General features: G+C 43.1%; 8 protein-coding genes. 2 read left to right on the top strand and 6 right to left on the bottom strand.

The annotated features are described in order from the left end of the window. Positions 1-2 precede the first annotated feature (2 nt). Complete coding sequence (locus tag INE92_RS07765; RefSeq protein ID WP_055234645.1) at positions 3-3,128, top strand: efflux RND transporter permease subunit; 3,126 nt, start codon at positions 3-5, stop codon at positions 3,126-3,128. Positions 3,129-3,216: 88 nt separating this feature from the next. Here the strand turns inward: INE92_RS07765 and INE92_RS07760 are convergent, their stop codons facing one another. From INE92_RS07760 to INE92_RS07745, 4 genes are all read right to left on the bottom strand, one after another. Next, positions 3,217-4,548 carry a sensor histidine kinase gene (locus INE92_RS07760; RefSeq protein WP_055234643.1) on the bottom strand — a complete coding sequence of 444 codons (1,332 nt, stop codon included), beginning with the start codon at positions 4,546-4,548 and terminating at the stop codon, positions 3,217-3,219. A 20-nt stretch (positions 4,549-4,568) separates the two neighbouring features. Further along, positions 4,569-5,243, bottom strand: coding sequence for a response regulator transcription factor (locus tag INE92_RS07755; RefSeq protein WP_055234796.1), 675 nt, complete (start codon positions 5,241-5,243; stop codon positions 4,569-4,571). 141 nt (positions 5,244-5,384) lie between these two features. Further along, positions 5,385-7,049 carry a long-chain fatty acid--CoA ligase gene (locus tag INE92_RS07750; RefSeq protein ID WP_055234641.1) on the bottom strand — a complete coding sequence of 555 codons (1,665 nt, stop codon included), beginning with the start codon at positions 7,047-7,049 and terminating at the stop codon, positions 5,385-5,387. A 279-nt stretch (positions 7,050-7,328) separates the two neighbouring features. Beyond that, positions 7,329-8,795, bottom strand: coding sequence for a potassium/proton antiporter (locus INE92_RS07745; RefSeq protein ID WP_049702674.1), 1,467 nt, complete (start codon positions 8,793-8,795; stop codon positions 7,329-7,331). Positions 8,796-8,961: 166 nt separating this feature from the next. Between INE92_RS07745 and INE92_RS07740 the strand changes: the two genes are divergently transcribed. Next, the gene (locus INE92_RS07740; RefSeq protein WP_004316975.1) at positions 8,962-10,146 is read left to right on the top strand and encodes a uracil-xanthine permease family protein; all 1,185 of its coding nucleotides are present in this window, start codon (positions 8,962-8,964) and stop codon (positions 10,144-10,146) included. 229 nt (positions 10,147-10,375) lie between these two features. Here INE92_RS07740 and hcp read toward each other — a convergent pair whose 3' ends face one another. Further along, a complete protein-coding gene (gene hcp, locus INE92_RS07735) occupies positions 10,376-12,007 on the bottom strand; it encodes a hydroxylamine reductase (RefSeq protein ID WP_004316974.1) in 1,632 nt (543 codons plus the stop codon). A 149-nt stretch (positions 12,008-12,156) separates the two neighbouring features. Continuing rightward, positions 12,157-12,825, bottom strand: a complete 669-nt coding sequence (locus INE92_RS07730) for a Crp/Fnr family transcriptional regulator (protein ID WP_008022634.1) — start codon at positions 12,823-12,825, stop codon at positions 12,157-12,159.

The raw sequence follows: 12,825 nt of genomic DNA, 5'->3' as shown, positions 1-12,825 counted from the left end.
GTATGCACAAATTCATAGATAATATAGTGGCTTTCTCGCTGAAGAATAAGTTCTTTATTTTCTTCTGTACAGCGATTGCCGTTATAGCCGGAGTTGTTTCTTTTAAACATACTCCGATAGATGCTTTCCCGGATGTGACGAATACGAAAGTGACGATTATCACGCAATGGCCGGGACGTAGTGCGGAAGAGGTAGAGAAGTTTATCACCATTCCTGTTGAGATTGCCATGAATCCTGTTCAGAAGAAAACGGATATTCGTTCTACCACTCTTTTCGGACTTTCTGTAATGAATGTGATGTTCGAAGATCGTGTGGATGATTTCACCGCCCGTCAACAGGTATATAATTTATTGAATGACGCCGATCTTCCTGACGGGGTAACTCCGGAAGTGCAACCGTTATATGGCCCGACGGGAGAAATATTTCGTTATACGCTCCGTAGTGACAAACGTAGTGTGCGGGAGCTGAAAACAATCCAGGATTGGGTGATTGAGCGTAACCTTCGTTCGGTATCCGGCGTAGCGGATATTGTGAGCTTCGGCGGAGAGGTGAAAACGTTTGAGGTAAGCGTGAATCCTCACCAGTTGATTAACTATGGAATTACTTCTTTGGAGCTTTATGATGCGATAGCCAAGAGTAACATCAATGTAGGAGGAGATGTCATCACCAAGAGTTCGCAAGCTTATGTTGTGCGTGGAATTGGTCTGATTAACGACTTGGAAGAATTGAGAAACATCGTAGTGAAAAACATCAACGGTACTCCGATTTTGGTGAAGAATCTTGCCGATGTACACGAGTCCTGTTTGCCACGCCTCGGCCAAGTAGGACGAATGGATGAAGATGATGTGGTACAAGGCATTGTAGTCATGCGGAAAGGGGAGAATCCGGGTGAGGTGATTGCAAACCTGAAAGATAAAATAGAAGACTTGAATCAGAATATACTTCCCAAAGATGTGAAAATCGTTTCATTCTATGACCGGGAGGATTTAGTGAATCTGGCGGTAAAGACGGTGACACATAATCTGATCGAAGGGATTTTATTGGTTACGTTTATTGTATTGATTTTTATGGCAGATTGGCGGACTACCGTGATTGTTGCTGTCGTTATCCCATTAGCCCTTCTATTCGCTTTTATCTGTCTACGGGTGATGGGAATGTCCGCCAATCTGCTTTCTATGGGAGCCATTGACTTCGGTATCATTATTGATGGGGCAGTGGTGATGGTGGAAGGAGTGTTTGTGGCTTTGGACAAGAAGGCAAGGCAAGTAGGAATGCCGGCATTTAATGTCATGTCCAAAATGGGATTGATCCGTAACACCGCAAAAGACAAGGCGAAAGCAGTTTTCTTCTCCAAATTGATTATCATAACCGCGTTGATTCCTATCTTCTCTTTCCAGAAGGTAGAAGGAAAGATGTTCTCTCCCTTGGCCTATACGCTGGGTTTTGCACTGTTAGGAGCTTTGATCTTTACGCTGACACTGGTGCCGGTAATGTCGTCTATGCTGCTGAAAAAGAATGTGCGTGAGAAGAATAATCGTTTTGTCCGTTTTATCAATGCGAAGTGTACGGCTCTTTTTGATTTATTCTATGCGCACAGGAAACTGACTATCGGACTGGCAACGGTCATAGCAGGTGTCGGATTATGGCTTTTCTCTTTCTTGGGTACGGAGTTTCTTCCACAGTTGAATGAGGGCTCTATCTATATTCGTGCCACTTTGCCACAAAGCATTTCGCTGGATGAATCGGTGACGCTTGCTAATAAAATGAGAAGGAAGCTATTGACGTTTTCGGAAGTACGTCAAGTTCTGTCACAGACCGGACGACCGAATGATGGAACAGATGCTACCGGATTCTATAATATCGAGTTTCACGTTGATATATACCCTGAAAAGGAATGGGAGAGTAAATTGACAAAAATGGAACTAATCGATAAGATGCAGGAGGATTTATCCATTTACCCCGGCATTGACTTCAATTTCTCACAGCCGATTACCGATAATGTAGAGGAAGCCGCTTCCGGTGTGAAAGGATCTATTGCGGTGAAGGTGTTTGGTAAAGACTTGTATGAGTCGGAGAAATATGCGGTGCAGATTGAGAAAATCCTGGGCACGGTTCAAGGAATTGAAGACTTGGGTGTGATTCGAAATATCGGTCAGCCGGAACTTCGTATAGAGTTGAATGAAGGTCAGTTGGCGCGTTACGGCGTTGCTAAGGAAGATGTGCAATCGATTATCGAGATGGCTATTGGCGGAAAATCGGCTTCATTGTTGTATGAGGACGAACGGAAATTCAATATCATGGTAAGGTATAGCGAGCAATTCCGCCAGAATGAAGAGGAGATAGGTAAAATACTGGTTCCGGCAATGGATGGCACAATGGTGCCTATCAAGGAACTGGCAGATATAACGAACATTACGGGACCATTACTTATTTTCCGTGATAATCATGCACGATTCTGTGCAGTGAAATTCTCGGTGAGAGGCCGTGATATGGGTACGGCAGTTGCCGAGGCACAGAAAAAGGTAAATGCATCCGTACATCTGCCGACAGGATATTCGCTGAAATGGACTGGTGATTTCGAGAACCAGCAACGTGCCACGAAACGCTTGGCACAAGTGGTTCCCATCAGTATTGCTATCATCTTTATCATCCTGTTTATTCTGTTCTCTAATGCGCGGGATGCCGGACTGGTATTGCTGAATGTGCCATTTGCCGCTGTGGGGGGTATTGTAGCCCTTCTGATAACACGATTCAACTTCTCCATTTCTGCAGGTATCGGTTTCATAGCCTTGTTCGGTATTTGTATTCAGAACGGCGTGATTATGATTTCCGACATCAAAGCGAATCTGAAACTGGGTTCTCCTTTGGAAGAGGCTACGAAAGAAGGAGTACGCTCACGCATTCGTCCTGTGATTATGACAGCGGCAATGGCGGCTATCGGTTTGTTGCCTGCTGCCATGAGTCATGGAATTGGTTCGGAATCACAGCGTCCGTTGGCGATTGTTATTATCGGCGGATTGATAGGAGCGACTTTCTTTGCCTTGTTTGTCTTTCCTCTCATCGTAGAAGTGGTATATGAACGAATGTTATATGATAAAAACGGAAAGTTATTGCAAAGACGTATTTAGTTCATTTCTATTCTGTGGAAAAAACGTTCATAGATTAAATTTGTAGTTTTCAGTAGGTAGAGTGAGAAAGGGATAAAAGAAGGGTGAATTAAAAAATCACCCGTACTTTTGTTCCTTTTTCTATTTCTGAAGATATATCCAGCTTTGCATGATAAGCAGAAATGATTTTCAAAGTCAGACTAAGTCCGATGCCTTGTCCGGCATAATCCCGGGTGTTGCTACCCCGATAGAAAGACTGGAAAATATGCTCTATTTCTTCTTGCGGAATACCGATTCCCTGATCTTCCACCTCAAGAATGACTTGTTGCTGCTCCCGATAGAGAGCCACATTTACTTCCTTATCGGAGTATTTACATGCGTTGTCAATTATATTTTTCAATGCTATCTTTAACAGATAAGGATTAGCCTTAACAACAGCTTGTTGTTCTGTTGCTTCCAAGTGGAGACGGATTCTTTTATTAAAATCGGTCAACTCTTTCAATATATCAGATAGAATGATCTCTTCCACATTATTTTTCAGGAGTTCTTCTTCCTGCCGCGAAAGAAAAAGAAGGTGGCGGATCAGGCTGGACAACCTTTTGCTTTCCGAAGAAATTCGTTGCAGGGATTCAATGTATTCTCCGGTACTTCTTTCTTTGAGCAGACTGATTTCACATTCTCCCTGAATAGCAGTAATCGGATTGCTCAACTCGTGCGAAGCATGGCTTACAAAGGATTTCTCTGCCTTGAAAGCACTATCCAGACGATCGAGCATACTATTTAATGTTTTTATCATGTCCTCCAGCTCGTCATTATTTCCGGTAGTCTTTAACCTACGATTCAGACTGTTGGCCCGTATTCTTTTCAACTCCTTTAATATGTGTTGCAGCGGAACCAAAATACGACCGGAATATATTTTCCCGATGAAAAAGATCAGGATGGAACTGGCTAAAACGAGGAAAATGGAAAGTAACAACAGATGTTCCTTGATTTCTGTTCCGTAGGCATTCCGGGACATGACGAGTACGATGAAATTCCCTTCATTATCCGGATAATAAAGGGCGGCTCCTAACTGGTCCTTATATTTAAAAGAGAAAGGAACACTGTCTTGCCTTGCCAGTAGAAGTGTTTGCTGGTGTTGCGTGAGATACTTATTCAACGTATCACGCACTTCAGAAAGACTATCCATGTTGAGAAGAATCTCATGAGCTTCGGGCAGAAGTTCATCATATTTGCGTTGGATAATCTGGTAACTCTGTTCGTCTACTTCATCCTTTTCCCAGTGCTTCTGTGCAGTCAGGTAGGCTTTCTCACGCAGGTAGGAAGCATAGAGCTTATTGATATACTGTGTACTGAAAATATAAAATACAGCAATGATAATGACAGTGGTCAACACACTGATTAACGTATAGAAAAGAGCTATTTTGGAACCTATTTTCATAGCCGGGATAGTTGGTGAGTTTAAGTATTCATGATATATCCTAATCCTACGACTGTGTGAATCAGCTTTTTATCAAAGTCACGGTCTATCTTTACCCGGAGATAGTTTACATAAACATCTACGATATTGGTGTTGGTATCAAAGTTCTTGTCCCACACATCTTTGAGCAGGGTGATACGTGAGAGCGCAACCCCTTGGTGAGTCATGAAATATTCGAGCAGACGATATTCCTTGACAGTAAGATCAATATCTATATTGCCTCTTTTAGCTTTTCGGGTATTGCAATCCAATATCAGGTTATCACAAGTCAGCAGATTGGAGGTTACTTCTTTATTGCGTCTTAACAAGGCTTTGATGCGTGCCTCCAGTTCTTGGAAACTGAAAGGCTTGACGAGATAATCATCTGCTCCCGCATCCAGTCCTTTGACGATATCTTCCGTTGTACCCAAGGCTGTCAGCATGATCACAGGAGACTGGTACCCAAACGTCTGCCGATAAAGCCGGCAAAGTTCCAAACCGTTTATTTTCGGCATGATAATGTCCAGTATCAAAAGGTCGAAAGGTTCGTCCTGAAGGATTTTCCAACCAGCGTTTCCGTCATGACAGACGGTTACCGTATGTCCGAACTCTTTTAACCCCCGTTCAATGAAAGAGGCGATGTTTATTTCATCTTCAACTAATAATATCTTTGCCATCATTCAGATTGTTTATGTGCAAAGATACTTTTTTCCTGGCATCTGAAGAAAGAAATTCGCCCTACATTTAAGTGTTTCTCCTTTTTGAGTTGTACTGTTTTTCTGAAATTGCAAGGATACTTATCGCGCTATCCGGGATAATTATCCCTTTGCTTCTTGATACATAAAGCGTTTGATTGACTTTTTCGCAGTCTTTTCAAATTCCTCGAAATGGATCTTTATCTTGCTTATTTGAGAATAGTTAGGAAGCTGTTGATTCAACTCGATACGGTTTTGTTCCATCACTTTCTGAATGTCCGTCTGCTGCAATCCATGAGCGAAAGCGTCATCGAAATCCGGATAAATCATTGCTACCAGCTTTTCATGCTGTAAGACAATCAGTGATTCCGCAACATACGGCATATTATTCAGCTTGCTTTCAATTTCTTCCGGATAGATGTTCTGTCCGCTAGAGGTGAGAAGCAGGTTTTTGCTACGTCCGCGAACTGTTACGTAACCTTCTTCATCCAACGTGCCGAGGTCACCGGTATGCAGCCAGCCGTTAGCATCGATAATTTGCGCGGTAGCTTCCGGATTTTTGTAATAGCCCAGCATCATGTTCATTCCTCTGCATACGATTTCTCCGGCATGCGTTTTCGGGTCCGGCGAGTCAATACGGACTTCCATCCGGCTGGTTGCCTTTCCGCAAGAAGCAAGTTTCAGCGTTTCCCAACGACTGGAGCAAATGATAGGACCACATTCAGTCATACCGTAAGCGATTGTATAGGGGAATCCTATCTTTTTAAGGAAGGCCTCAACTTCAGCATTGAAAGGAGCGCCTCCGATAATAATCTCGTCAAAGTTTCCACCGAAGATTTCCATGGCGGCCTGCCGTGCCAGCGATTTGATTTTATCATTCACGATAGGCACTTTAAGCAATAACTTACCGATTGTGCTGTCTACTTTAGGAAGAATATCTTTCTTAATAATCTTTTCCACAATCAATGGCACACAAGAGATCACTCTTGGCTTGATTTCAGAGAAAGATTGAGAAATGATTTTCGGAGACGGCATGCGCGTCAGAAAATAGATGTGCGCACCTGCAGAAAATCCGTAAAGGAAATCATATACCATACCGAACACATGCCCCATAGGCAACATGGAAACGATATGATCGCCCGGTTTAACGGGAAGCATCTCGAAGCAGTAAGCCACATTCGACCAAAGACTGCGATAGGGGAGCATCACTCCTTTAGAGTAACCTGTGGTGCCGGAAGTATAATTGATAATAGCCAGTTCTTCAGGATGATCCTTCCGGTAGCAAATATGTTCCGGGCGGAAGTTCTTGGGATATTGTCGACCATATATTGCATTCCGGTGTTCAAAAGCATAAGTGAGTTTCTCGTTGCGTGATACTAATGGTGAGAAATCTGTTAGTAAAGCAATACCCTCTAATAAAGGCATGGCGTCCTCATTCAAATTTTCCCAGGCTTGGTCACCGACAAAAAGTAATTTGGCTTCGGAATGGTTGACGATATTATGAATATTATCTGCCTTGAATTCATGCAAAATAGGAACAATAACGGCTCCATAAGTAATCGTTGCCAGGAAAGTAACCGCCCAATGAGCACTGTTACGTCCGCAAACGGCAATTTTATCTCCCGGCTGGATGCCGGCACTTTCCAAGACAATGTGAAATTTAGCGATTTTACGCGCTACATCCTTATATTGAAGGGTAATTCCTTTATAGTCAGTTAAGGCATCCTTGTCCCAGTTTTTGATGATGCTTTGCTCAATATAATCAATGAACTGATGTTCTTGTTCCATTCGATTTTTGCACATTTAGTTTAAAACTGCGCAAAATTAATACTTCGCTGATGTAAACCGAATTTTAAATTCAAGTTTTACGGTTAATTAACGGAGGGGAATGAACAATTTTTACGGCTTGCTAAGGCGTTTTCGTGTTTCTTCCTTAAAACTAGTTTGTTGGCCTATTTAAAACATTTCGTCTCCACGCATGAATAAGAAACGAGTGTCTTGTAGGGACAAGAGGCTTCATGCGTGGAGACGAATCAGTTATAGTGATAGAATCAATCTTTTCGGATGTTAGTCAGAATCAGTCTCTTCTTCTTTTGATTTTTCGGAGATGAGCAGCAGTTTATCTCCTTCATGCAGTTTCAGCGTTCCGTTGGGAATCAGGAACTCATCTCCGCGCTTCACAATCATTACCAGCGTGCCTTTCGGGAGATTCATATCTTTCAATGTATCTGCTTCTTCCAACATACTTTTAGTAATGGTCATATCACTAAGATCAGAGTCTATTTCTTCTGGGAGTTCCACTCCGAAATCATTTCCAGTTTTTTCCAGTGGTTTGGAAAGATTCAAGATTCGGGCTACGAAAGAAATCGTTGTTCCCTGTACCACCAATGACACGATGGTAATAAAGAAAACAATGTTGAAGATGAGGTTCGAACCTTCTACGCCCGCCACTACCGGATAGGTGGCAAAGATAATAGGAACTGCACCGCGCAATCCTACCCAGGACACGAAAATACGTGATTTCATCGTGATTTTCCGGAATGGAAGCAAACAAAGGAATACGCTTAACGGCCGGCCGATAATAATCATAAAGACACCAATCAGCAATGCCACAGCAGCTACTTCCAACATCTCGTGCGGATTGACAAGCAATCCCAGGCAAAGGAACATGATGATTTGAAACAACCAGGTCAGTCCGTCCATAAAGGTGTAGATATCCTTACGATGCATGATTTTATTGTTTCCCACCATGATACCGGCGATATATACGGCAAGGTATCCGTTACCTTTCAGTAAGTCGGTGATGGAGAAAGTGAAAAATACAAATGCAAGTAATAAGATAGGATATAAGGCCTGATTGTCAATATTGAGCTTGTTCAACATTCGGATAGCGAGCTTTCCGAGTACATATCCGGCAGCCGCACCGACGATAAACTGGATGGCAAAAGAGCCTACGATAGCTCCGACTCCCATACCTGACGATTGAATAAACTGTATCAGAACAATGGTAAGCATATAGGCCATCGGGTCATTACTTCCGCTCTCCAGTTCCAGCATGGGACGGAGGTTGTGCTTTAAATTCATCTTCTGTGAACGGAGAATGGCGAACACCGAAGCCGAGTCCGTAGACGACATGGTAGAAGCCAAAAGCAGGGAAGTGGTGATAGGCAAATAAATATTAGACCAGCTCATACCTGATATCCACCAGATAAAGAGCCCGGTGAAAAGAGCTGTGAGTAGTACTCCGACAGTGGAAAGCACGATACCGGGACCTAAAATAGGTTTGATTTCTCTGAATTTCGTATCCATACCTCCCGAGAAAAGGATAATGCTTAGGGCGACCATACCGATAAACTGTGCGTCTTTCGCGTCGTGGAATTGCAGGCCGAGGCCGTCACTTCCAAACAACATTCCTACTACGAGGAACAATAATAAGGTAGGTACTCCAAAGCGATATCCGGTTTTTCCAACAACAATGCTGACGAAAAGTAAGATAGAACCGATAAGTAGGGTGTTTTCTGCTGTAAATATCATAGGCAATATATTATAAAGTTATAAAATTGTCGTTTTAATTCTCACCGTGCGAAGTTACACATTATTAACAACAAATAAAACCTCTTTTTAGATGTATTTTTGTGAAAAAAGGGAGTTAAATTGTCTAAAAAGACTAATTTTGCAGAGATTAATCTACATTATACTTATGGATTCAAATAATCTTACACCTTTGAGGAAAGGGGTGGTGGGGGTACAATTCTTGTTTGTGGCTTTCGGAGCTACGGTACTCGTGCCGTTATTGGTAGGGCTCGATCCTTCGACAGCTCTGTTTACAGCAGGTATTGGTACGCTTATCTTTCATGCCGTTACGCGTGGAAAGGTTCCTATCTTTTTGGGGAGTAGTTTCGCATTTATTGCGCCTATCATTAAAGCGACAGAACTTTATGGGCTGCCCGGCGCCTTATCCGGCATGGTTGGAGTTGCATTAGTTTACTTTGTGATGAGTGCGCTTGTCAAATGGCAGGGAGTGCGGGTGATTGAACGGTTGTTTCCTCCTGTTGTCATAGGACCTGTCATTATTCTGATAGGTTTATCATTGGCCGGAACGGGAGTGAATATGGCAAAAGAGAACTGGGTGCTGGCTCTGCTTTCATTGGTGACTGCGGTTGTCGTTTCGATGAAAGCTAAAGGACTTTTGAAGCTGATACCTATTTTCTGTGGAATTGTAGTGGGGTATCTGGCTGCATGGATCTTCTATGGTTTGGATTTGTCCGGCGTCAGAGATGCCGCTTGGATTGGATTACCGCAGTTTGTCTTTCCTAAATTCTCATGGGAGCCGGTGTTATTTATGATTCCGGTAGCTATTGCTCCGGTGATAGAGCATATTGGTGATGTCTATGTGGTGAATACGGTTACGGGAAAAGATTTCGTGAAAGACCCGGGATTGCACCGCACCTTATTGGGTGATGGTCTGGCTTGTCTCTGTGCCGGATTGCTGGGTGGTCCTCCTGTGACTACTTATTCGGAAGTGACAGGAGCCATGTCATTAACAAAGATTACCAATCCGCAAGTGGTCCGAATAGCTGCCATCTCTGCTATCTTGTTCTCCGTTATCGGTAAAATCAGCGCATTACTAAGATCCATACCTAGTGCGGTACTGGGTGGCATTATGCTGTTGCTTTTCGGGACGATTGCCTGTGCGGGTATTGGTAATCTTGTGAATAACTGTATTGATTTGAGCCGTACAAGAAATATCGTTATCGTGTCTTTGACACTGACTGTCGGGATTGGTGGCGCTGCTTTTAGCTGGGGTGATTTTTCTTTGTCCGGTATCGGATTGGCAGCTTTGGTAGGAGTAGTTCTCAATTTGATATTGCCCAAAGAAGATTAAAAAAGGAAATCACTATAAAAGGAAGCCGGTATTCGAGAAGAAAGAATAAACGCAGGATTCCCGGTTATATATAAAAAAGATAGTGACGGTATATGATGGAAATAGTGACGGTATCATTACCGTATAGCGTCACTATCCTTATCATATAGCGTCACTATCCTTATCATATACCGTCACTATCTTTTAGAAGGAAATTTGCCTGTAAAATACCCTTCTGTTCCCTTATCATTTATGATAGAAACTTCACAATATCTTCATCCACTGTACTGATACCTCCGATCCCAAATTGCTCGATCAATACGTTCTTTACATTCGGTGAAAGGAAAGCGGGAAGAGTAGGTCCTAAATGAATATGTTTCACTCCTAAAGCCAGCAATGCCAATAAAACAATGACCGCCTTTTGTTCGTACCATGCAATGTTGTATACGATAGGTAACTGATTCACATCGTCCAACCCGAAGATTTCTTTCAGTTTTAGAGCGATTACAGCCAGTGAGTAACTGTCGTTACATTGTCCCGCATCCAATACTCTCGGAATACCGTTGATATCACCTAAAGCTAATTTATTGTATCTGTACTTGGCGCAACCTGCCGTAAGAATCACTGTATCACCGGGTAGCTTTTGAGCAAATTCCGTATAATATTCACGGCTCTTCATACGTCCGTCGCATCCTGCCATTACAAAGAACTTACGGATGGCTCCACTTTTCACGGCATCCACCACTTTATCCGCTAAAGCCGTCACCTGTGCATGAGCGAATCCACCGATGAGTGTTCCGTTTTCGATGGCTACGGGTGGCTGGCATTGTTTAGCATGAGCAATCAGGGCAGAAAAATCTTTCGGTTTTCCATCTTTGCGTTCGGGGATATAATGCGCGCCTTCCAGACCGCAGGCTCCTGTGATGTAAATGCGGTCTTTGTAGCTGGCATTCGCACGTGGCGGAACAATACAGTTACTTGTAAACAGGATCGGACCGTTGAAACTTTCAAATTCCTCTTTTTGTTTCCACCAGGCATTTCCGTAGTTTCCTGCCAGATGCTTATACTTCTTTAGTTGAGGATAATAGTGCGCAGGCAGCATTTCACTGTGCGTATATACATCTACCCCTGTACCTTCCGTTTGCTCCAGCAACTCTTCGAGGTCTTTTAAATCATGTCCGCTTATCAATATACCCGGATGATTACGGACACCAAGATTCACTTGTGAGATTTCCGGATTACCGTAACTGCTCGTATTTGCCTTGTCCAGCTGTGCCATTGCCGATACTCCATGTTTTCCTGTTTCCAGCGTTAATTGAACCAATTCTTCCACAGTAATATCATTGCGGGTCAATTCGGACAATGCGTGCTGCATGAAAGCAAATATCTCCGGTGACTGATAACCCAGGTTATGCGCATGCTCTACGTAGGCAGCCATTCCTTTCAGGCCATAGTGTACGAGTTCTTTTAGTGAGCGTATATCCTCGTTAGGCGTGCGAAGCACACCGACCGTTTTTGATTTTTCTTCAAATTCCTCTTCGTTTCCATCCCAAAGACATTCGTCAGGAGCATTTTCGATCTTTACCTTACCGGCAAGTTCCTTTTTCAGTTTCAGTCCTTCTTTGATTTTTTCGGTGATCGCTACTTTATCAAAATTGGCGTTAGTGATGGTGATGAACAAAGCATCATAGATAAATTTGTCTGCTTGTTCGGAAGACTGTCCCTCTTTACGCAGATGTTCGTTGTAGACAGCAATTCCACGTACTACAAAAAGCAGCAGGTCTTGCAGGTTAGCCACTTCGGAAGTTTTACCGCATACACCTTTTAAGGTACACCCCGTACCCATTGCGGTTTCTTGACATTGATAACAGAACATACTCATAACTTTTACGTTTTTAATTAGTCCAACAGTTTATTTATTGAACGCAAAAGTAGAGGAAAGGTTTCAGGTGATTCTGTAACCAATGTTACAACAATGAATATTTTATCTCAAATACTCACAATTAGATAAATGATTTTTAAATCGGAGCATTATTGGATGAGCCGGACCAGTTCTTCTTTCTGTAAGATAGTGATATGTTTACGATCCGCTATCAATAGTCCGTCTTCCTGCATGTGTGCCAGTTCGCGGGCGAGGGAAGGGCGGGACACTCCGAAGTAATCACTCAACTCCTGTTGCGAACGGTCGAGGGTGATATGTGTCTGTTGTTGCTGTTTGTACAGGCGGAGCAGGTAGGAGGCAAGTTTCTGACGAATGGTCTTAAATGACATGAAGAAAAGTTTATCTGATAAAGTCCGTGCATAATTGGCGGAGAGATTCATATAGTTTTCCAAAAACTGCTCGTTCTTGCGGAACAAACTCAAAACACTTGGTTTAGGAAGCTCGATCACCTCTGTCGGTTCATTGGCAGTTACCTCCACCGGATAGCGGTTCTGCTCACCAAACAGGAACAGGGGGGCAATCGCTTTGGGAGCAGTTATATCTTCCACCTTGATAAGACGTCCCGAATAGTCAATCATTTCCCCACGCACACTTCCTTTGGTCAGGATGACAAGACGGTTGCACACATCTCCCTGTCGCGCCAGGATTTCTCCTTTCTTATAAGAACGTGTATGAAAACTGATCTCTTCCAGATCGGCAAGAAGTCTTTCCGGAGTGATTCCACGGAATAGCGGATTATTGACTAGTGTAGGTATCAT

It is taken from the genome of Bacteroides xylanisolvens (assembly GCF_018289135.1).
GTDB classification, from domain to species: Bacteria; Bacteroidota; Bacteroidia; order Bacteroidales; family Bacteroidaceae; genus Bacteroides; species Bacteroides xylanisolvens.
Note: the sequence above shows the minus strand (reverse complement) of the source record. Positions and strands in the feature narration are given on the sequence as shown.